Here is a 22,383-nt window from a genome sequence, read left to right as displayed (position 1 = left end):
TCACGTCTCCCGTATGTCTGACTCTTGTTCGGATTTTGGAAGGCGGAATGACGTATAAATGATTTTCAGTTCGCTGATGACCCTGTTGAGCGAGTAGGTTTTCTTCGCTTTATTCCAACCGGCCCGCGCCATTTCATAGCGGAAATGCGGGTCGTTGATCACCGTTTCGAGCGCATCCGCGAGTGCCGAAGGATCCTCGGAGGGAACGAGCAAACCGTTCGTTCCGTTCTCGATTTGCTCGGCGATTCCGCCTACGTCGGTTCCGACAAGCGCAAGCAGACAAAGCGCGGCTTCGGCGAACACCGATCCGAAGGCTTCCGCTCGGGAAGGCAGCACGAACACGTCGAAGAAAGGAAGCAATTCTTCCGGGTGAAGCATGTATCCGTAGAATATCGTGTCGTCATAGATGCCCAGCCGTTGCGATAGGCCTTCTAGCTCTTCCCGGATCGGTCCGTCTCCGATAATATGAAGGACGAATTTGCTGTCTCTCTTGCGCAGCTCGGCGCAAGCCTGCAGCAGGATGTCTAGTCCCTTGGCCGGTACGAGCCTGCAGATGGTGACCAACTGCGTGACCTCGTTCTCGTGAGGGATCGGCTTGAACCTTTTCTCGTCGTATCCGTTGGGTATGACTTCCGTCTCATTAGGTTTTTGAATGTACATGCCGATATATTGAGCAAAAGAGTTCGAGACGGTCATCAACCGATCGGTCTGATGCTCCAATTCGCCGTAAATGGAAGTTAAGAATCGATGCTCGTCTCCGCCTTCGGAAATACGGCCGTTAAGAATCAGCTCCCGTTCATAGCTGGAGTGGATCGTCATTAATACCGGCGTGTCGGGAAAAACGTGTTTCATCGCAAGTGCCGCGATCGGATGGTGAGCATGAATGAGGTCGTAACGATTCGCAGCAAGGCGAAGCTTAACCCACCAAATGTAATCCTTGTAGGTTTGTATATATCTGTCGACGATGGCATTGCCTTCGTATGCGCGCCAGTCGAACGTTGCGAATTCGATATCGTCATGTCCTTTATTGCGGATTCGTTTCGGCAAAGAGAACATTTCCATCTCCCAGCCGATTTTGCGGAACCGCTCCCCGATATAGGGAACCATGGACGAGACGCCTCCCGGCTGCTCCGGGGGGAAAAATAGCGCCTGTAAGATGTTCAAGGGCGACTCCTCCTCACTTCCGTCAATCTATAGCGATCGTATTGAACAAATTTCTGCTCTAAGTCTCTCAGAAATTATGATATATTAGAAACATATGTTCTGCAAGTTACATAGTCTTCCTAAAGGAGCCCGACATGACTCTTATTACGCTTACGCCCAACGAATTTGGACTTCTTTTCTCGTCTTCGATGGCCGTTATTATCGTCTCCTTAATGCTTTTCATGTCCCATCGGCTGTATGGTCGCAATCGGAAGCAAGCTTACAGGTCATTGCTTACATCCCTTGTTTTTATTCTTATCCACCATCTGCTACAGCTAGCGATGTCGCTCGAGCTAACGCCGGCGACGCCTACGCTCGTGTTTATCGGGAAGCTTCTACAAGTATATGCATTCATCGTCATCAATTTCGCCGTTTTCGAACTTTATCACCGCCGGCGTCCCAGAACCCGTTTATGGTTTTTCGTCTTGCTCGTAATCGGCTTGCTGATTGCCGCCGGAGATATATTGCCCGGCATCTCGGCCGCGGACGACGCATGGCTGAAGGGAATGCAGTCCACGCCGGCCTTGGACGGATTCATGCTTTTGCTCAGCCCCTTGTTCGTGCTCATGTTCGCTCCGCACATCGGACAGCCGCGTAAATACATGACCAGCATCATGATTGCCTTCACGATGCAGCTTGCCGAAATATCGGGAACATATTGGGCCCCGGATGTTCAGATCTTCAAGATGATAGCCGGATTATTGCCCGTTTTCTACTATATCCTATTATTCGCCTTATTGTTCGAACGGGTCGTCGAGATTCTGCAATCGGTATACCGCTCTTCCATCACCGACGGCTTGACCAATCTCTATAACCGCCGATATTTCATGGGAAGACTGGAGTCCGCATTGCTTACTGGCCGGCCGCTCGGCGTGATTTTCTGCGATATCGATAATTTCAAGAAGCTGAACGACACCCATGGGCATCATAAGGCGGACGGCGTTCTGAAGCAGGTTTCGGCGCTATTGATGGAGGAAACCGAAGGAATTGGTCTATCCGGACGTTATGGCGGAGAAGAGCTCGTGGCTTTCGTTATGGGACCGACGCTTACCTCGCTGCAAACCGCCGAATCCATACGTTCGCGCACGGAGAAAGAAACGCTCGTGACGGTCAGCGTGGGCTTCAGTATAGCCGCACCTGGAGAGACGGCGGAATCCCTTATGAAGCAAGCCGATCAAGCGATGTATAATAGCAAGACGACCGGAAAAAACCGCGTTACCGATTACGCGACGATCGGTGGGGAAGCCGAACCCGCAATCCCCTCCGTCGGCAAGCTTCAGCGGCGCGGAAGTTAGCTTTTTCATTCAAAACCGCTTAACCAACAAGCAAAGGAGACTAAAACTCTATGACTACGATGCTGTTACTTTATGAATTAAAACCCGAGCAAGAAAAGCAAATACAAGATGTCGTTCCGGAATGGACGATCGTATCCGGACGGAACGGTCCCCTAACCGAAGAGCATTACCGGAACGCCGAAATCGTACTTGGATGGAATGCCGACATGGAGAAGGCGCTAGATTCCGGAAGCAAGCTGAAATGGGTTCAAACGAGCTCCGCCGGCGTCGAGAGGCTTCCATTGGTCAAGCTTAAGCAACACGGCGTTCATTTAACGAGCGCCAGCGGCATTCATCCGGTGTCGATGGCGGAGACGTTATTCGCGATGCTGCTTGCTTTCAGCCGTAATCTGCATCACGCGGTTCAGAATCAAAGCCGACGGGAATGGAAAGCTTCGGATCGCTATTATCAGTTAAGCGGCAAAACCATGGGAATTATTGGCGCGGGAGTTATAGGCGGGGAGATTGCACGACTCGCCGGCGCGTTCGGCATGCGTACTCTCGGCATCAGACGAAGCTCCGCTCCGCTTGAAGGAATCGATCGGATGTACGCGATGGAGCAGTTGGACGAAGTGCTGTCGCTCAGCGACGTAGTCGTGAACGTACTGCCGTTTACGGACGAAACCCGCTACTTATTCAACGCCGAACGATTCGCTCAAATGCGCAAAGATGCTTGGTTCTTTAATATGGGGCGAGGAGCATCGGTCGATACGGATGCCTTGGTTCAAGCCTTGCGGGTAGGTACGGTGGGAGCGGCGGGGCTTGATGTATTCGAGGTTGAGCCGTTACCGGCCGATCATCCCTTATGGACGATGGATAACGTCATTATAACTCCGCACATCGGGGGTTGGACGGATCACTACAAGAAAAGGGTGGCGGACATTTTACTTCATAACCTGCATGCTTATACGGCTACCGGCAAGCCCTCTCGCAACCTTGTCGATTACGATCGGATGTATTAACGATCAAGGGTCCGGGACGTGCTCCGCGGCCGTCATTCCCGACAGATTGCCTACCTCCGCATTTACCCAAAATCATGTGCCACGGGGTAAATGTCCAATCCGCAAATCTCCTTCTTCATACAATAAGTGTAGACCGAGGATAGGGATAACACGCAAGGTGTGACCCGCTTCGGCATCCCACCAAAACATTGTTCATGAAGGAGGAATTTGCATGTCTGGTGCAGTCGGCGGATACTATGCATCGGCAGCCTTCGTGCTGGTCTTGTTCATTCTGCTAGTCATCATCTTGCGCGCTGGTTACTGAGTCAGGGATTGGGCGAATATCCCGCTAACGGTGCGTAAAGCAAGTCAGGAAATTCCTGGCTTGCTTTTTTTTGCCCCATACAAGGCTTAGAAGATTCCTAGCACGCGTTGTTCGATCACGATCGCCACGCCATCTTCATTGTTGGATACGGTTACTTCGTCCGCTTCCGCTTTAACCTCAGCAGGGGAATTGTCCATGGCCACTCCCCAGCCTGCATAAGTTAACATTCCGATATCGTTATAATAATTGCCAATCGCCAATAGGTTCTCTCGCTCAATCCCTCTAATCGAGGCCAAACGTTCGAGCGCTTTGCCCTTAGTCGCATGCAAGTGCTGCACGTCGATGAAATTATCGCCGCTGCGCACGGCTTGCAGCTCATGGCGCCAGCTCGCCCACTCGAGCTCCACCTCGTCTAGAACTTCCTTGGGCGCGTAGATGGACATCTTGACCAACCGCTCGGGGAAAGCTTCGCTTGCTCCGCGCATGATTGGCCGAGCCAATAAGTTACGGTACATCTCCTCGGCATCCTTCTTCATTCCTTCGACGTACAGATCGAATGCGGTATTCATATCGAAATGAATTCCCCGCTCCCTGCAGAAAGTCACGTATCGAAGCGCCAAGTCATGGGATATCGTCGTATCGTACAGAACCTCCCGAGTGGCGCTGTCAACGACCGATGCCCCGTTATGGGTTATCATCGTCCCTTCCAGACCTAACTCCTTAAGCACGGGCAGAGCGCTCGTGGAGCCCCTTCCCGTGCACAACACGATCTCCGCTCCTTGTTCTGCCGCCGCCCGCACGGCTTGACGAACTCGCGGAGTTACCTCGTGATGATCATTTAACAGCGTTCCGTCAACATCCAGAGCAATCATGCTTACATTCATGCAAGACCTTCCTTCCGATAGTTCCGCAGGCTATCCAATTCTTCTTCCGTCAATTCTCGCCATTCTCCCGGAGCTAGAGCCGGGTCCAATTGAAGCGGCCCCATGGAGACTCGGCGCAGGTAAAGCACTTTCTTGCCGACGGCCTCGAACATCCGTTTGACTTGATGGAATTTTCCTTCATGGATCGTAAGCTCGATCCAGCTAAGAGCCGCATGCTGAACGGGCTCTTCTTCCCGAGGCGCAAGCTCGATGGCTTTCGCCATCTCTTCGGCATGTTTCTCAACGGCCGCCGAAGGCAGCTCGTCACCTTTGGATCTGGCAAGTACGCTAAGCTCTGCGGGCATCGTAACGTATCCGTCATCCAACGCGACGCCTAGTCGGAACGCCTCCGCGTCTTCCGCTCCAACTTCTCCGGAGACGAGCGCGCGGTACGTCTTGGGGACGTGCTTGCGGGGAGACAATAATTCGTGCGACAGCTTGCCGTCGTTCGTAATCAAGAGCAACCCTTCCGTATCCTTGTCCAAGCGTCCCACGGGAAAAGGAGACAATACCGCCAAATCCTCGTCCAGGAGGTCGATGACCGTCCTATCCCGGCTGTCTTCCGTCGCGGACACGACTCCGGCGGGCTTGTGCAGCAATACGTAGACGGTGTCGCGGTAACGAATCGTTTCTCCATCCAGAACGACGATATCTAAATTCGGATTAATTTGCATGCCATGATCCTTGGCCGTTTTGCCGTTTACGGTCACGGCGCCTTGTTTAACGAGTATCTTAATTCCGCTTCTCGTGCCGTAACCTAAATTTCCGAGCATTTTATCGAGACGTATCGTTGCTTTCATCTGAAATCCTACTTTCTTATAACTACGGTTTCATTTCTTCGGGCTTGACCCTACATTAGTTTACTACAAAAAACTTCAAGACCGAAGCTTCTTCGCATAATTAAGGGGGTGCCGCTAAGCTTACACTTAAGCGGCACCCCCTGACTAAAGCCTTAATACGGTGAGGCTTCATGTCCTTTCCTATCGGCTTCCCGAACGGCCGAAGCCGCTTTGGCGGCACCCATCGGTTCTCCCGAACCGTCTCCCGGTCCCCGCGCGTCCAGCCCCGCTTTTACCTTGCGACCGTACTCCTCATCGCATTGGGTGAAATGCTCCAGCATTTTCCTACGTACGATTTCCGGGCACGGCTCCAAAGCGTCTACAAGATTAGCGATCAGCTCATCCTGCTCCCACTTTTCGAAGGAGCGGTAACGCTCCCCTGCCTGTTGATAGTCGTTTGGCCGATCGATTTTCTCTCTAACGAGCTGACCTTCGATGAGCGGCGAATGCTCTTTCCCCGCCGTGCGCGCTTCCTCGATTCCTCCTAAAGAGGAGGGCTCGTAATTGACATGCGGGTTCCTGCCTGGAGGGGAGTCGACGGCATAGGCCATTTGTCCGTCACGCTGATTGGTCGCGACCCTCTTCTTGGGCGCGTTGATCGGAAGCTGCAAATAATTCGTCCCCACCCTGTGTCTCTGGGTATCGGAGTAAGAGAAAGTTCGCCCCTGCAGCAGCTTGTCGTCCGAGAAATCCAACCCGTCCACGAGAACGCCCGTACCGAACGCGACCTGCTCCACTTCGGCGAAATAGTTTTGCGGATTCCGATTCAGAACCATTTTGCCGACCGGGAGGAACGGGAACTGTTCCGGCGGCCATAGCTTGGTCGGATCGAGCGGATCGAAATCCAGCTCGGGGTGGTAATCGTCGGCCATCCACTGGACGCAAAGCTCCCATTCCGGATATTGTCCGTTATCGATAGCCTCGTAGAGATCCTGCGTAGCATGGTTGAAGTTCTTTCCTTGAATCGCGTCCGCTTCTTCCTGCTTCAGGTTCTTGATCCCTTGCTTCGGCTCCCAGTGATATTTTACGAGCACCGCATCTCCCTCGGTATTGACCCACTTATACGTATTAACGCCGGAGCCTTGCATATATCGATAGTTGGACGGAATTCCCCACGGCGAGAAAAGGAAGGTGATCATATGTAAGGCTTCCGGCGTATTGCTAATGAAATCGAATATGCGCACGGTATCTTGGCGATTCGTTACCGGGTCGGGTTTGAATGCGTGAACCAGATCGGGGAATTTCAAGGGGTCCCGGATAAAAAACACCTTCAAATTGTTGCCCACCAAGTCCCAATTCCCGTCCTCCGTGTAAAACTTGACCGCGAAGCCTCGCGGATCCCTTAGCGTCTCGGGAGAATGTCCTCCATGGATGACCGACGAGAACCGAACGAACACGGGCGTTTGCTTGCCTTGCTCTTGAAATAGCTTAGCCCGGGTCAGCTTGGCGATCGGTTCGTCCCCGACCTTCCCGTAGGCTTCGAAGACGCCGTGCGCTCCTGCCCCGCGCGCATGTACGACGCGCTCCGGGATTCGCTCCCTGTCGAAATGGGTGATCTTCTCGAGAAAATGATAATTTTCAAGCGTAGTAGGACCTCTGGAGCCAACGGTTCTTACGTTCTGGTTATCCGCGATCGGATGCCCTTGCCTATCGGTTAAAGTTTGTCCGCTCTCTTGCGCCGACAATCGATGATCCGATGATCCTCCCGCTCCGGTTACGGCGGTACCGTTATGCTCGTCCATATCGTCTTTCTCCTCTCGATCGGTCGGCAGCAATTGCAAACGCGTGCCTATTGGAATAAAATTCCCGATCAAGACGGATTTATTCTGGACTTGCCGGGGAGTCTCCCGCATTCTCAACAGTCTGGAGCAAGGCTTCATCGAGGATAATTAGCTTGAAGGAACGGAACGGAGCGGTATCGGGGGAGCGCGCGATCGCTTTCAAGCTTTCGCTCAAATTTTTCTTTAAATCAACTAAATCGAGCCCTAGGACGACGTCCTCATATCCTTGGAGCTTATCTTGGGCAGCATTCATTAGCATCACGGCTCCCGAACGGTTCCCGTTGTCCCAATGATGCAAACCGACCGCCGCTTGAAGGAGACCTTGAAGCAAAGAGCTGCGGCCCTCTTCCAGCCACAGCTCCTCCATCACCTCATGGCATTCGTAATAATCCCTATCCCGATTGAAATAAAGGATAAAAGCAACGAAACGCTGATCGCTCATGATGCCGATTAATCTATCCGTCTTCTTCCATTGGCCCGGCATATCACGGTGTTCCGCCTTTGCCCGCTCGATCCAGCGCCGCTTGTATTTCGTGCGACAGCTCCTTCAGTCCCCACAGGTCGTCCTGCTCCCACAGCTCGTTCACCCTGAGCTGAAACTGTGCAGCTTCTCTTACCCTGCGGAAAAAATAAAGCTCCTGAATCTGATTGAGTACCCTGCGGACGATGACGGAGCTTTCCTCGAAGTCCTGTTGCGCGTCGACGATTTCCTGCCGAATGCTCGACATCTCGTTATCTAGTTGAAACGCGGCTTCAGCCGCGTTGCGCAATCTTTCCCTTACATGCTCCGGCAATTGATCCCGGTATTTATAATTCAGGGAATGCTCGATCGTGGCCCAGAAATTCATCGCCAACGTACGGATTTGAATTTCCGCGAGGACGGGTTTAGAGCCTAGAGAAGTTTGGACCGGATATTCCACGATCAGATGATAGCTTCGATACCCGCTATCTTTATAATTCGTAATGTAATCCTTCTCGTAAACGAGCGTCAAATCCTTGCGTTGGCGAATGAGCTCCGCCACCCGGTGAATATCGTCCACGAACTGGCACATGATGCGGATTCCCGCGATGTCTTCTATGCCGAGCTCGATTCGGTCTAAGGGAACGGACAGTCTTCGGGCTTTCTCCAGAATGCTCGATACCCGCTTCACTCGCCCGGTCACGAATTCGATCGGCGCGTATTCGTCGCGCGCCTTCAACTCGGCCCGTAGCGACTTCAATTTTACTTTTAGTTCCTCTGCAGCTTGCTCATAGGGAAGCAGGAACTTCCCCCAGTCCCTTCCGTCCATCGAAATTCCTCCTAACGATGATCCGCGCCTACCGCTTGCGTTATTCGGGTAAACCCGTCTTTTTTTAGTCTTTTGATGAGCCCGCCGTGGATTTCCTTGAGAAGCCCCGGTCCTTTGTAGATCATAGCCGTATAGACTTCGACGAGGCTTGCTCCGGCTCGGATTTTATCATAAGCGTCGTCTGCCGTGAAGATACCGCCAGATCCGATTATCGGAAGCTTTCCTTGCGTAATCCGATAGAGGTTGCGAATAATTTCCGTCGAACGTTGCGTAAGCGGCCGCCCGCTTAATCCGCCCGTTTCACCGGCGCTCTTATGAGTCAACCCGTCTCGGCTGATCGTCGTATTCGTTGCGATAATACCCGACATACCGCTAAGTTGAATCGCCTCTGCCATATAGAAGAGCTGCTCCTCCGTGTTATCCGGGGCAATCTTCACGAGAATCGGCTTGGACAATTCCCCATGCAGCTCGGCTTGCTTCTCCATCTCGTCCTTAACCGCATCCAATAAATGACGTAACTCATCTCCGTGCTGCAAAGCCCGTAAATCCGGCGTATTCGGAGAGCTGATGTTGACTACGAAGAAATCGCCGTAAGGGAACAGCTTCCGGACGCAAGCCCGGTAATCATCGGCGGCGTTCTCGTTGGGCGTCATCTTATTCTTTCCTATATTCACGGCGAGCGGGATTCTACGCTTCGGAAGCTTGGAAAGCCGCTCCGCCATCGTATCCGCTCCGTCATTGTTAAAGCCCATTCGGTTGATCAAAGCTTCGTCGGGCGGAAGCCTGAACAGCCTTGGCTGTTCGTTGCCGGCTTGCGCCTTGGGCGTTACCGTTCCTACCTCCATGAAGGACAATCCGACCCTGGATAAGCCGGCGACCGCTTTGGCGTTCTTATCTAAGCCCGCGGCCAGGCCGACCGGATGATTGAAATGCAGTCCGAACAGATCAACCGCTAGCTCGGGCGACGCTTTCGTTCCCCAAGCAGCGGACAGAACGGAAGACATTCCCGGAATTTTCGCGGCAGCGCCCATTCCGTCGACGATCAAATGATGCGCGGCCTCCGGGTCCATTTTGAATAAGAAGGGTTTAGCTATTTGATACAACAATGAGTTCGACATCCTTTCAAGGAACCAATACGATAGAGTGTTTCTTAACGACCTAAAGAAAACCTTTCGGGTAACAGTTTAGCCTTTTCCAATGGAAAAGAAAAGGGTATTGTGCCCGATGATAGGTTAACGTTTATGAAAACATAAAGAGACCGCTTATTTCGCCTACGGTGAACGGAATCAACCGGCTTGCTTCGCTACCTCTGCCATGCATTCAATGAAAACCCGCGGTCGCCTCCTGGAAAATAGCCCATCTGGCATTTACCCGAGAAAACGATTACAATGGGAGGAGATCGCGAATCATATGATAGAGAGGTTGATATTCATGAGCACAGCCAGAAAAAAACCACCCGTCACGTCACGCCCTAAACAGAAGGAGACCATTAATAAGAAGGCGCTTATTTGGATCGGGGTGGCTTTCGGCATCATCGTAGTGGTCATGGCTTTGCTGCTTTCGTTGGATGTATAACCGAAGCTAACTCTTGACTTAATTTAACCAGTCATATACTTTGCGGGGGTTTGTCTGATTCTGCGAGCTCTTTAACCGGAAACGTTCCGGCGGAGCGCGCAGCTCGTCGGGCAAACCTCCTTTTGCGATTGACACCGGAGTACCCATGGGCACGAGATCGAACAATTCTTCGATGTCTTCCTTCTTCATTCTAACGCAGCCGTGGGATTCGTCTTTACCGATGCTTGCCGGTTCATCGGTTCCGTGTATTCCGTATCGGGTATCTGATAAGGTCATCCCTCTACTGCCGAATACTCCGTTGCTGCTCCCGTTCGGATCCTTTACCTTCTCCGAAATGACGAATTTCCCCTCGGGCGTTTTCTCGCCTCCAAGTCCGACTGCGTAATTCCGTATTATCACATTGCCGCTGACGACCGCCAGCCTGTGATTTTCTTTATCGATAACGATAGCCATCGGCTGCTCCGCCATTGGCTTCAATTGTCCGGCGGGTACTCCGTGACTCGTCTCGGGTCCCGAACTGTCCGGCCAACCTGCGGTTTGGGGTATTTTTCCGTCCGTCTTATCCTCTAACGAATCTTTTAATTCTTCAAACCAAGGGCTCATGCTTTCCGACCAACCTGCTATCGTATTGTTCGGATAATCTCCTGCCAACGACTCTGGAGTTGCCGGCCACTCCCCCTTGCTCTCCTTGTAACGGATCATCGCGGAACGAAGCGCCATTTTCTCCTCTTGAACCGGTTTCCAGCCCTGTACCAGCTTCTGTATCGACGAGGAATCATCCGGCTTGCAGTCGCACCACTTCGGATCGAACCACTGTAACGCCGCGGATCCCGACTCCTGATCCGATTCGACCGAAGCAATCGGCTTGCCGGACTTCACCCAATCGTGCCACTTGCCGAGCATCGGCGTTGCTATGAGCAATCTTGGTTGTTTAGATGGATTCGCGGTAAGAAGCGCGCCTAACACGTCATGCCCCGATTCGTTCGGTTCGGCAGCTCCGGCGATCTGATCTGGCGGCACGATGTTAGCAGGCACTATCGAGGTCGCAGGTTGTTTGATCTCTCCGGGAGGTTCGCTTGCTGCCGCTGATGACACCGCGCCTTCAATAGTCGGCTTCGGGGTTGCTATCGGCTCTTTCATCCCCGGAGCGAATTGTTTTATGGCGACTATCGCGCCGCCGACCAAGATAAGCGGGATCAGGATGCCGAGCACCCACTTCCAACGGTTCCCGCTTTTTGGGGAGGAATTATCGGGTAAACTCGGCGCGGGCTTCGACTCGAATGCCTCGTAGATTTCCCCCGCCTGGGCGAAACAATAGGTTGCCTTAGCCGCATCTCCGCGTCCCTCGTATTCCTTGCCAAGCAAATACCAAGCCATTCGGCTATCTTCGTGCTTCAGAAGGTAATCCTTAAGCGGCAAAGCGTCTCCCACATTGGGAACGTTATCATAAAAGTGTTGGATCTGTTCGTCAATGCGCGACTCCTTGCTCATGATTCACCTCGTTAACCCAAAAATGCATTCTTCTTATTATCGGTGAACCGGGTATCTATATTAAGAGTCTGAAGGCCCCTTCCTTCGGAATAGTCCGATAGAAGGAGCCTTCGATAACCATTATTGGATTATCCTGACTTAGAAAGTTAAATGGCGGATGACTACGATTTGAGCTTCGCTATCCCACTGAATATCTAGATTGCTTTCGGTAGCGAAGAAGCGAACCGGAATGAAGAAGCGTTTGTTAACGACGGTCGTTGCCGCATTTAAGGTGAGCGTTTCGCTCTTGCCCGCTACCGTTTTCGTGACCGTTGTTACGTCTTTTCCGATCGTGTAGACGGTTTCGCCCTTAGTAAGAATCGCGTTACCCGTCTTATTGTCGAAGTCGACCTCATAGCCTAACGCATCCCCGACGCTGCGAACCGGAAGCATTACCGCATTGGACTTCGCTTGAGCCGGCACGTCCGATGGAACGAGATTCCCGTCATACACGACGGAAATAACGGAGGTTGGCAATGTCGCAGGCTTGGCGTATTTCTGCAATACCCGCACCTTATTGCCGAACTCGTCTACGATGACTAGCCGCCCATCCGCGAGAATCGTAACGTCTGTCGGGTGGTTAAATTGCGCCGAACCCACTAATCCGTCCGTTTTGCCGAACTCGGTGGCAGCGCCCGCGAGCGTGGATACGACTCCGTTCTTCACGACGCGAATCGCATGATTTAAGCTATCCGCAACGATAAGAGAACCGTCCGCCGTAACCGTCAATCCTTCGGGAGCATTCAATCGGGATTGTGCGGCAGTTCCGTCTACATATACGCCTTGTACATACGGAGTTTGCTTAGCAAGTTCGCCTCCGCCCGCTACCGTAGATACGGTACCTGCGGCGAAATCGAGATAACGAATTCTCTGGTTGCCGCGGTCGCTGACGTAAAGATTGCCTTTGCTATCGAGAGCAAGTCCGCTAGGTTCATTGAATTTCGCTGATGCTATCGCACCATCTAAATAATCTCCCGTCGACTCAACCGCGCCTGGGAAATACTCGATGACTCTTGTGGACGGCGCCGTTAAAGTAGTAACCGTTCCGTCGGCCGTGATCTTGCGAATGACATTGTTCAGCGTATCCGCAACGTAGACATTTCCTTGCGCGTCTACCGCAACGTCCGAAGGGCTGTAGAACGTTGCTTTACCGCCTACTCCGTCCGCTGATCCCAGATTTCCATTACCGGCCAGGGTCGTGACTTTATTATCCTTGGAGATCTTACGAATCGAATTATTATTCGCATCGGCGATATAGACGTTGCCTTGCCCATCGATAGCAAGCCCGGATGGCTGATCGAAAGCCGCGGAAGCGACTACATCGTCATTGAACCCGCCCAATGGGAGATTTGCCTCATCTTCTCCCAAATTAAGTCCGGAGAAAGTCTCCACTTTATCCACTAATACCTTGCGAATCAAATGATTCGAAGAATCGGTAACGATCAGATTACCGTCGGCGGTCGCAACCGCGGATTTCGGATGGAAAAACGTCGCTTCGTTAAGCGAACCGTTTCCGTGGCCGATCTCGGACTTTCCAGCCCACGTGCGGACTTCATAGAGCTTGGTGGAGGTTGTCCAATCTGTGGATGCTGCTAGTGTAGCTGTGGGAACTGCCGTTGTTAGAATTCCCGTCAATAAACCTAAAACTAACTTTCGAGATATTGTTATCATCTTGGTTAACTCCCTTTGAATTTTAAGCTGATGTCGTTTCTTTAGTTACAAGTAACTCGTATTTTATTACCAATCCGTTCTCATCCCTTACGTGAACTCTGAATAGATTTAAATCTTCTGAGTCTAGATTTAATTCATAAAGTCCAAGTCCTTCGATATCCTCTATTGGAATTTCCACCCCTTCAACAACATAAAAAACTTGAATTACAGAAGAAACTTCATTCAATATAGGTTCAATCCTTATGGATGGGCTGTCGTAAACAACAGCGTTAAACGATAACGGATTGGATGGATCATCCGGATTAACGGTAATCGGTACTCCTTCATAATCATGAGCTTGAAAATCCGAAACCTTCAATGTGTTTGGGATGTCTCCCCTGTAAACTAGTAATGAATATTCCCTAGCAACATTAACATCATGAACTGGATTGAATACCATTATTTTATATTTTAATACACTGTCGTAAGTATTACCTGAGAGATGATATGAATCCACGGAATCATAGTCATAGTACACATTAGAATTAGCAGCATCTGATTCGATAATGAAATCACCGCCATAACCATAATCAGAATGTACGTACACGGAGCTTTCAGAATCAGGAGAATATATAACAAACGTATCGTTGCCCGCGTCAATCGCACTTAATGATTCGTCGTTAACATATATTTCTGCTGCGCTTAATGGAGCAGTCGACGGGACCGGACTTTCCCCTTCGAGAATCAGTTGGTAGTCGATCTCCGTTCCATCCATTAACGTCAACTTAATATAAACATCATTGTATATAGAAGAAGTCGATAAACTAATATCACCAGATAAAGGTAAATAAGATCCCGAGCCTACTCTATACGAACCGCCAGTAACCTTACCTTGATCAACTTCGAGATTTAACTCGGAAGTACTGTTATGGTTAATAACGTAGTATCGATTCGTACCTTCTACAGCATTAGGAGTCTGAGAGCCATCAATATCCCAACTAAGAAACCCGTAAGGTAAATTTGAACGTAAGTATTCTAAACGATACGTATAGAGCACCGAATTTTCGAATCTATTATCAATAACATTGATCGAAATTTCATGTGTTCCTTCAGTCGAAGGTAAATAATATGGATATTGCGATAGTGGCTGTTCGTCGATAATCACTTCAATATTCTCAAATAAATCATCTAATTGATAACCGATTATTAGTTCCACGGTTTCCGACACAGATGATTGCGCAAGATATGTCCCATCTTCTCTATGGCTTAGTTTTAACGGAAGGCTATTAAGATTTGAATTGCTTAGAAGCTGAAACGGCTCAATTAATCCAAAATCCGGAATTTCCAAATTAATGTTGAATTCGTAAACCTTCTCACTTTCATCCGGTGCCGATACATGAATTTTAATAGTATTATGTTCGCTTCTTAGAGGAATATAATATATATCATCCGATTCACTATATTCAGACTCTTGGTCATTTACCGATACAGAAACTACTGAATCTTCATTTACAGTTAATAATTTTAACCCTATAGAATCGAGTTCAGCTGGTGCGCTTCCTGTGTAAAATGTTTTAGAACTTATAAAAGTAAATGGCATTTCCAATTGCGCCCAGTATTCAATATCATAGTAAAAAAAGCCCACGTAAGACAGCTCAGCCTCAGTCGAAGTTGGATCTTCACTTTCACTTGGATCCGGACTCTCCGTCTCGCTTGGATCCGGACTTACCGTTTCGCTAGGGTTCGGACTTACCGTCTCGGAAGGGCTAGGGCTCACCGTTTCGCTAGGGTCCGGACTTACCGTCTCGGAAGGGCTAGGACTCACCGTTTCGCTAGGGTCCGGACTTACCGTCTCGGAAGGGCTAGGACTCACTGTTTCGCTAGGACTAGAACCAGGATTCGCCCCCCCCGTCCCCACGCTAGCGCTAGGAGTTGCCGTTTGCTGTTTGATTTCCTCGTCCCGATTTTTCTTATCTTCCTTGAACTTTGTTTTTTCTACTTCCGAAAGCTGCTTTTCATACTCTTCCATCGATTTCTTGGCAGCTTCTTCAAGTGCTTTTTTATTTGCTTCTAATATTTTCTTCTTTTCTTCGATTAATTTCAGCATTAACTCCTGTTGCTTTCGTAGTAACTCTTCTTGCGCCTTTTCCTTCGCTAATTTATCGGCTTTTTCTTTCTCGAGCTTCTTAATCGTTTCTAGTTTCTGTTTTTCCGTTTCGGTTAATTGTTGCTCTTTCACTTTGTCCAGCTCTAGCTTTTTGGTCAGCGTTTTGTTCTCTTCATCTATGAGCTTTTGCAGCTTGTCTTTTTCTACTTTGTTCTGCTCGATCGCTTTGTTAACGATGTTTCCGACCAGATTTTCTAGGTTTTCTCTAACTCTATCCAATTCATCTTGCGTTTTGAGTACCCCTTCATCGTCCTCTTGGTCGATAAGCTCCTTTTGTTTCTTAAGGTATTCTTCGTTCTCTTTGTCTATCGATTCTTTCGATTTAATAATTTGCTCGATTACGCTCTGTGATGCGTTTTTGAAAAGCTCTTCGATGTCGATAACCGTGACGTCATCCTGAGCTTCGTCCTTGCTCCCGCAGCCTTCCACCGAATCGGCTAGCGATATTTGTTGACTTGGGTACAAGGTGACTTCTTTGTCCGTTACGCAATTATCGTTCTTAGGAAGGACTTTGCCGACCCCCGATGCGATCCCCATCTTCGTATTGCCCGTAGCCGGATCGACGGTTACCGCTAGATTCGTTCCGCGAACGCCCATGATCGCCGTCGGAGTCTCGAGCGTAAACTCGTCTTCCGCGTTCTTGATCGACTTCACGCTCGACCAAACGGAACCGTTAAGCATGCTGACTTTGGTTGTCGTACCCTTGCTGTCCGACAACTTGGAGAACGTCAATGTCGTATTCGCCGACACGGCCATCGTGTCGTCTTCCGATTCTCCGTTCGCGAACTGAAGGACAGCCGATCCGCCGGCACCGACAGCTAGAATATCCCCTTCGTTCAGGCTCATTTTCGTGAAGGCCGTGAATTCTTTGGAGCCTCCGGATTTCTTTACCTTGACGGTCCCCTTCAATTCCTTGATAACGGCCACGCGCGACGATGCGGCGGATGTTTCATGTGCAAGCACGCCAAGCAAAGGCAAGACCACTAGTAATGCAACGATCAAATTTAACGTAAATCTTCTTATCATTTTGGTAATCTCCCTTGTTCAGAACTTTAATAGAATGGTGTGGTTACTACTTATGTAGCTAACAGGAGTAATCTTGGATGAGCTTCATACCTATGCAATAGCGATGTGTTTCAATGTACTTATGAATCAAATTCAAATAATCAGAGGCATAAGGATGTATTTCATTACTATTGGTCTAATTTTGTTCTACTCCTTTCAAAAATGCGATTCATAGCAATATTCTTCATCCTACTTTGCTTTCAAATTGGCTCATTCGCTTGAATAATGATGATTACCATTCTACTTACCTTGATTCACTCTCCGGGGGGGACCCACTAATACCAGGGGTTTCGCTTATTCCCCTCCGAGGAACTACCTTCCTATCGCTCAATCGGTCCAAGAACCTCGTAAACCCTAATCGGATGAGACTTCCCTTTGAACATGCGATCCTCGCCTTCGTCGAAACGGAAGCTTTCTTTCGTTTTCTCGTACACCTGCTCCGAGACGTGGACTTGTCCCTTCTTGGTTTGGGATTCGATCCGGGCGGCAATGTTCACGTTATCGCCGATGGCCGTATAATCCACCCTGAGATAGGAACCGATATTACCGACGACGACGTTACCCGTGTGAATTCCGATACCTACGTTAACTTCGCATTGATATCTCTCCATGATCTCGTCGCGGATTTTGTTCATTCCTTGCTGAATTTCGTATGCGGTTTTTACCGCCATCCGTTCATGCTCGACCACTTCCAGCGGGGCATTGAACAAAATCATAGCAGCATCTCCGATAAACTTGTCTATGGTTCCTTCATTGCGAAGAGTCGTCTCCGTAATCATATTGAACATCGTGTTCAAGGTGTCTACGAGTTCCGGCGGCGTAAGCTTCTCGGAAAGGGGTGTAAACCCGCGGATATCCAGGAAAAGTATAGTGATCAGCTTCAAGTCTCCGCCCAACTTGATCTCGATGTCTTGCGCTACGATCTGTTTAACGAGATCGGGAGAGATGTAGCGACCGAACTGCCGCGTGACGAAGCTTTTCTGAACGCTGTCCATATACGATTTAAGCGAGACGTTGGCAAGATAGGCTAACGTCATCGCCAACAACGCATAAACGATGTTGATATGTAACGTAGAAGCTTCGTAAATAGCGAATTGTCCATACAATACGCCTGCGAATATTCCTAAGAAGATAAGAATCGAATAAATATTTTTCAATCTCCATGGGAGGAAAACGAAAAGCGCGAACAGAAGTACGGCTATTGCTAATTCAGACCAATTGGGAGCATACGAGACAACCGTACCCTTTAATAATTGATTCGTTATATTCGCATGCGCGTACATGAGCTTGAAGTTCTTCTCGATCGGGGATGCGCCGGTATCCTGTCCTCCGTCGCTTGCCAAACCGACGGCCGTGAACCCGACGAACACGATGGAGTCCTTGAACAGATCGGGCGGCAAGCTCCCGTTTAATACGTCTACGAACGATACCGTCGTAAAATCATCCGTTTCCAGCTGATAATCGATCGTTATCGTGTTTTTCGCGACCGGCTCTTCCGTTTTCTTCGGATCCGTAAGATTCTCGTATTTGCTTAGATCCGCCCCGGCCATCTCCGCCGCCTTCCATGCTAAGGAAGGAATGACTTCGCCGTCCGGTCCTTGCATCTTCAACCAAGTCTGGCGAATGACGCTATCTTTGCTGATTACCCGATTGATATGGGCAAGCTGGACAAGATCGGAGTACAGGTCGTAAGGCTTGTCGACGGCTTGAGCTTTGATCAACTCGTCCCGTTTGGCGATCGAAGTGCTGAAGACGTCGCCCATCATGCCCGTGACCGGAAGGATGACATTCGGATAAGCGGCCAATGCTTCCGCGAAAACCATATCGGCATCCGGATTGTCGCTCTCTTCGCCGAATATAATATCGAACGCGATCGCTTTCGGCATGTTGCCTTCTTGATTGAGGTTTTCAAGAAATGGCGCGTAAATATCGCGGCTCCACGGAAACCGGCCGATTTGCTCCAATGAATTATCGTCGATTGCGACGACTACGATCCTGTGATCGGCCAAATGGTCCGCAGCCCGCTTCATGCTAGTATCGAACAGTTGGTTATCTATCCTCTGCAAAGCATGAGATTGATAAATGAAATAAACAGCTGCCAGCAGTAAAGCATTCAACACGATGGCTATTCTTTTGATCCGCTCTTTCAATGGATATCCCGCCCGCTCTATGTAAATGATTCCAGTTACACTTTATTATATATTAGGCAATAGGTTTTTTGTTGGATTTTGTCTAAAAAATGACTTTCATGACGTAAGTCACAAATATCGCAACAAAAAAAGCCCTTACCTAGGTCTTGAAACCTAGATAAGAGCTTTTTTCTCCCGCTATCTGTTACATATTAAACTTAGAGTCGGCCACCTTGATGGAGTCTGTAGGACATCCGTCCGCTGCGTCTTGCAAATCGTCGTACAGATCCTCGGGAATTTCAACGTTGCCGTGATTAGCATCGCTACCATATATTGTTTCCGCGAGGCCTTCATCGTCGTAGTCATAAATGTCAGGAGCTGTCGCGCCGCATGCCCCACAAGCAATGCATGTGTCTTTATCTACGTAAGTATACTTTGCCATGAGTTACCCTCCTAAATTCCGAGTCGAGTACAATAGTAGTCCACTACTGTTCAATATAATACAAATCGTTGCCAAGATCAAACGAAATCATTGTTCATTCACGTTCATAACCATAGTATTCGGCAGTTAATAATCGTTATCACCGTCATTTGATTTTTCGCGTAAAAAATCTTTCTGCAGCGAGGTTCCCCTAACCTTTTTATTGCGAATCAAAGTCGATGGATCGTCTCCCAACATCCCTGCCGTCAAGATCGCTCCTTCTCCGTACTTATCCCTTAATATATCCATCGCCGTTACGAGTCGTTCCTTCTTGGGTTGCTCCTCGTAGGAGAATAAATCCAGCTGCAACGGCGTCTCTTTTTTGACCGTTAATCCTTGCAAAGTAATTCCCAGCAGTCTGACCGGATTCCCTTCTTTCCAGTGCGCGTCCATTAGCCGGCAAGCAACCTGATAAATGTCTTCAATCGTATCGGTGGGGATAGGTAATGTCGAAGATCTCGTAATGGTCCTCATGTCCGGATCTCTAATCGTAATCTGAACGGTCGTGCTTACCATATGTTGATGACGTAACCTTCGGGTCGTCTGATCGGCCAAATTAAGCATGACTCTCCGATACTGTTCCCGCTCCGTCAAATCCGCGGGCAGCGTCGTCGTATGTCCGATCGACTTGGGAGCTTCGTGAAGCGGCTCGACCGGAGAGTCGTCCAAGCCGTTAGCGGCCTGCTTCATCCAAGCGCCATATACGCCGAATCGTTCAATGAGTATCTTCTCTTCCGCGGCGGCTAGCTCGCCGATCGTTCGAATATTCAACCGCAATAGTTTGTCCGCCGTTCGCGAACCAATTCCGTACAGGGTTTGGCAAGGTTTACTCCACAGCAATTCCGGCATTTCCCGTCTCCGCAGAATCGTGATCGCATCCGGTTTGCGCATATCGGATGCCATCTTGGCCAGCAATTTGTTCGGCGCGATTCCAATCGAGCAAGGCAAACCAAGCTCTTCCTTGACTCTTCTCGAGATCGTCTCCGCGATCTGAACCGGAGTTCCGAATTGCGAACTCCCCGTAATATCGAGAAAGCATTCGTCAATCGAGACCGCTTCGACGAGCGGCGTATAGTTACCCGCGATCCGAAGAAATCCGCGGCTGTACTTGCGATACAAATCGAAGTCGGGAGAGATCAATATTAAATTCGGACAGACGCTTAGCGCTTGCCGGACGGTAACTCCCGTACGCACGCCCATCGCTCTCGCCTCGTAGGAGCTCGTCACCACGATCCCTTTGCGCAGCTCCACGCTTCCCGCTACGGCCGTCGGTTTCCCTTTGTAAATTCCCGGTTCTTCGGCGGCATGAACGGAGCAATAGAACGCGTTCATATCGATATGAAGTATGACTCTTCCCTTGCTTGCGCCTTCGCTCACGTCATCCCTCCGTTCTTTCTTATTATACAGAGGATAGGATCGCATCGGCAACGGATCGTCACTCTCTACATTTAATGCGAGGCATGCTATAATAGTTTCACCTGTTTTTACCTAAGGAGGCATTCAGCTTACGTATGTCAACTCCTCTCTGTATTTTCGATACCACTTTGCGCGACGGCACGCAAGGCGAGGGCATCAGCTTAACCGCCGAGGACAAAGTCAAAATCGCCCTTAAGCTAGATGCTCTAGGCGTTCATTATATCGAAGGCGGCAATCCCGGCAGCAATAGCAAAGACATCGAGTTTTTTCGCCGCGTCCGCGAATTGAAGCTTCAGGCGAAGCTTACGGCTTTCGGGAGCACCCGCCGGAAAAACAGCATTTGCGAGCATGACGTCAACTTGAAGCATTTAACGGAATCGGGAGCGCAGGCGGCTACGCTCGTCGGCAAATCGTGGGATTTCCACGTCCACACGGCTTTACAGACGACATTGGATGAAAACCTGGCCATGATCTACGAATCGTTAGCTTACGTGAAGAATAGCGGAATGGAAGCCTTGTTCGACGCGGAGCACTTCTTCGACGGCTATAAAGCCAATCCGGAATATGCGCTTGCCGCTCTGAAGAAAGCCAAAGACGCAGGCGCCGCATGGATCGTCCTCTGCGACACGAACGGCGGCACGCTTCCCGGAGAAATCAGCGAGATCGTTTCCCGCGTCGTTAAGGTAATCGATGCGCCAATCGGCATTCATACGCATAACGATAGCGAGTTAGCCGTTGCCAATACCCTTGCCGCGATTACCGCAGGCGCCCGTCACATTCAAGGTACGATCAATGGATACGGCGAACGTTGCGGCAACGCGAATCTCTGCTCAATTTTGCCGACGTTGCAATTGAAAATGGGCTACAGTTGCGTAAGCGACGACCAATTGAAAATGCTGACCAGCGTCGCCAGATATGTCAGCGAAATCGCCAATGTACATATGCCGGTTAACCAGCCGTACGTCGGCAATGCCGCATTCGCGCATAAAGGCGGGATCCACGTCTCCGCGATCATGAAGGATTCGAAAACGTACGAGCACATCGAGCCCCATCTCGTCGGCAACAAGCAGCGCGTGCTCGTCTCCGAGCTTGCCGGTCAAAGCAATATTTTGTCCAAAGCTCAGGAAATGGGCCTCGATGTAAATCCGGAAAGCATGAAATCCCGCCAGGTGATCGACCGAATCAAAGAGCTCGAGCATCAAGGATACCAATTCGAAGGCGCGGACGCTTCGCTTGAGCTGCTTCTCAGGGACGCTTATGGCGGTTCCGTGCAAGAATTCACCGTTGATTCCTTTAAGATCATGGTCGAGAAAACGGCTGGCCAGATGGTTACGGAAGCCATCGTGAAAATATCCGTAGCCGGCGAGCAAGTGTATACGGTAGCTGAAGGCAACGGTCCAGTAAACGCTCTCGATAACGCCCTTCGCAAAGCGCTCGTACAATTCTATCCGGGAATCCGAGACGTGCACTTATCGGATTATAAGGTACGGGTGTTGGACGAGAAGGATGCGACCGCGGCGAAAGTGCGCGTGTTGATCGAGTCGACGGACTTCAAGGATACTTGGAGTACCGTCGGAGTTTCCTCGAACGTCATTGAAGCCAGCTGGGAGGCTTTGATCGATAGTATCCGCTACTCCTTGCGGGTAAACCCCCGTATTATGGACAGCGCACCTCTTATTCGATTGTGCACTTAGTATTCCTATGATTTTCACCGTTTTACGCCGAATTAGACTTT

The 22,383-nt window shown here is 50.0% G+C and carries 18 protein-coding genes and 1 pseudogene; 5 read left to right on the top strand and 14 right to left on the bottom strand.

Features of this window, described 5'->3' with window-relative positions:
* A complete protein-coding gene (locus tag DFP95_RS20015; protein WP_115994467.1) occupies window positions 1-1,164 on the bottom strand; it encodes a glycosyltransferase family 4 protein in 1,164 nt (387 codons plus the stop codon).
* A 134-nt stretch (window positions 1,165-1,298) separates the two neighbouring features.
* Here DFP95_RS20015 and DFP95_RS20010 point away from each other — a divergent pair, with 134 nt between their 5' ends.
* From DFP95_RS20010 to DFP95_RS20000, 3 genes are all read left to right on the top strand, one after another.
* On the top strand, window positions 1,299-2,498 hold the full coding sequence (locus DFP95_RS20010; RefSeq protein WP_115994466.1) for a GGDEF domain-containing protein: 1,200 nt from the start codon (window positions 1,299-1,301) through the stop codon (window positions 2,496-2,498).
* Between the two features lie 50 nt (window positions 2,499-2,548).
* Window positions 2,549-3,499, top strand: coding sequence for a D-2-hydroxyacid dehydrogenase (locus DFP95_RS20005; protein WP_115994465.1), 951 nt, complete (start codon window positions 2,549-2,551; stop codon window positions 3,497-3,499).
* A 211-nt stretch (window positions 3,500-3,710) separates the two neighbouring features.
* The gene (locus DFP95_RS20000) at window positions 3,711-3,803 is read left to right on the top strand and encodes a sporulation protein YjcZ (RefSeq protein ID WP_106359402.1); all 93 of its coding nucleotides are present in this window, start codon (window positions 3,711-3,713) and stop codon (window positions 3,801-3,803) included.
* A gap of 86 nt (window positions 3,804-3,889) precedes the next feature.
* On the opposite strand, the gene DFP95_RS19995 is transcribed toward DFP95_RS20000, so the two are convergent.
* From DFP95_RS19995 to DFP95_RS19970, 6 genes are all read right to left on the bottom strand, one after another.
* On the bottom strand, window positions 3,890-4,687 hold the full coding sequence (locus DFP95_RS19995) for a Cof-type HAD-IIB family hydrolase (RefSeq protein WP_115994464.1): 798 nt from the start codon (window positions 4,685-4,687) through the stop codon (window positions 3,890-3,892).
* Window positions 4,684-5,526 carry a pseudouridine synthase gene (locus DFP95_RS19990; RefSeq protein WP_115994463.1) on the bottom strand — a complete coding sequence of 281 codons (843 nt, stop codon included), beginning with the start codon at window positions 5,524-5,526 and terminating at the stop codon, window positions 4,684-4,686. The genes DFP95_RS19995 and DFP95_RS19990 overlap by 4 nt, the downstream gene beginning before the upstream one ends.
* A gap of 152 nt (window positions 5,527-5,678) precedes the next feature.
* On the bottom strand, window positions 5,679-7,307 hold the full coding sequence (locus DFP95_RS19985) for a catalase (RefSeq protein ID WP_115994538.1): 1,629 nt from the start codon (window positions 7,305-7,307) through the stop codon (window positions 5,679-5,681).
* A gap of 79 nt (window positions 7,308-7,386) precedes the next feature.
* On the bottom strand, window positions 7,387-7,830 hold the full coding sequence (locus DFP95_RS19980) for a DUF309 domain-containing protein (protein ID WP_245987766.1): 444 nt from the start codon (window positions 7,828-7,830) through the stop codon (window positions 7,387-7,389).
* Between the two features lies 1 nt (window position 7,831).
* A complete protein-coding gene (yjbM, locus tag DFP95_RS19975; protein ID WP_115994462.1) occupies window positions 7,832-8,635 on the bottom strand; it encodes a GTP diphosphokinase in 804 nt (267 codons plus the stop codon).
* A gap of 11 nt (window positions 8,636-8,646) precedes the next feature.
* Complete coding sequence (locus DFP95_RS19970) at window positions 8,647-9,741, bottom strand: quinone-dependent dihydroorotate dehydrogenase (RefSeq protein WP_181907537.1); 1,095 nt, start codon at window positions 9,739-9,741, stop codon at window positions 8,647-8,649.
* A gap of 325 nt (window positions 9,742-10,066) precedes the next feature.
* Between DFP95_RS19970 and DFP95_RS28995 the strand changes: the two genes are divergently transcribed.
* Window positions 10,067-10,210 carry a hypothetical protein gene (locus tag DFP95_RS28995; RefSeq protein ID WP_181907536.1) on the top strand — a complete coding sequence of 48 codons (144 nt, stop codon included), beginning with the start codon at window positions 10,067-10,069 and terminating at the stop codon, window positions 10,208-10,210.
* Window positions 10,211-10,228: 18 nt separating this feature from the next.
* On the opposite strand, the gene DFP95_RS19965 is transcribed toward DFP95_RS28995, so the two are convergent.
* The 7 genes and pseudogenes from DFP95_RS19965 to DFP95_RS19940 all read right to left on the bottom strand — a co-directional run bounded on the left by DFP95_RS19965 (window position 10,229) and on the right by DFP95_RS19940 (window position 20,654).
* Window positions 10,229-11,701, bottom strand: coding sequence for a L,D-transpeptidase (locus tag DFP95_RS19965; protein WP_115994460.1), 1,473 nt, complete (start codon window positions 11,699-11,701; stop codon window positions 10,229-10,231).
* Window positions 11,702-11,839: 138 nt separating this feature from the next.
* Window positions 11,840-13,411 carry a stalk domain-containing protein gene (locus DFP95_RS19960; protein WP_115994459.1) on the bottom strand — a complete coding sequence of 524 codons (1,572 nt, stop codon included), beginning with the start codon at window positions 13,409-13,411 and terminating at the stop codon, window positions 11,840-11,842.
* Window positions 13,412-13,433: 22 nt separating this feature from the next.
* Window positions 13,434-16,094, bottom strand: coding sequence for a cadherin-like beta sandwich domain-containing protein (locus tag DFP95_RS19955; protein ID WP_245987763.1), 2,661 nt, complete (start codon window positions 16,092-16,094; stop codon window positions 13,434-13,436).
* Window positions 16,095-16,151: 57 nt separating this feature from the next.
* Window positions 16,152-16,403 (bottom strand): annotated as a pseudogene (locus tag DFP95_RS29845) (FecR domain-containing protein); the annotation flags it as partial.
* Between the two features lie 539 nt (window positions 16,404-16,942).
* Window positions 16,943-18,772, bottom strand: coding sequence for a CHASE2 domain-containing protein (locus DFP95_RS19950; RefSeq protein WP_115994457.1), 1,830 nt, complete (start codon window positions 18,770-18,772; stop codon window positions 16,943-16,945).
* Window positions 18,773-18,956: 184 nt separating this feature from the next.
* Window positions 18,957-19,193 (bottom strand): ferredoxin, encoded by a 237-nt coding sequence (locus DFP95_RS19945; protein WP_115994456.1) that lies wholly within the window; start codon window positions 19,191-19,193, stop codon window positions 18,957-18,959.
* A gap of 126 nt (window positions 19,194-19,319) precedes the next feature.
* Window positions 19,320-20,654, bottom strand: a complete 1,335-nt coding sequence (locus DFP95_RS19940) for a DNA polymerase IV (protein ID WP_115994536.1) — start codon at window positions 20,652-20,654, stop codon at window positions 19,320-19,322.
* 89 nt (window positions 20,655-20,743) lie between these two features.
* Between DFP95_RS19940 and cimA the strand changes: the two genes are divergently transcribed.
* On the top strand, window positions 20,744-22,342 hold the full coding sequence (cimA, locus tag DFP95_RS19935) for a citramalate synthase (RefSeq protein ID WP_115994455.1): 1,599 nt from the start codon (window positions 20,744-20,746) through the stop codon (window positions 22,340-22,342).
* Window positions 22,343-22,383: the final 41 nt, after the last annotated feature.

The sequence above is a fragment of the Cohnella lupini genome, from assembly GCF_003386205.1.
GTDB lineage: Bacteria > Bacillota > Bacilli > Paenibacillales > Paenibacillaceae > Cohnella > Cohnella lupini.
The sequence above is the reverse complement of the archived record's forward strand: the minus strand, read 5'-3'. Positions and strand labels throughout refer to the sequence as shown.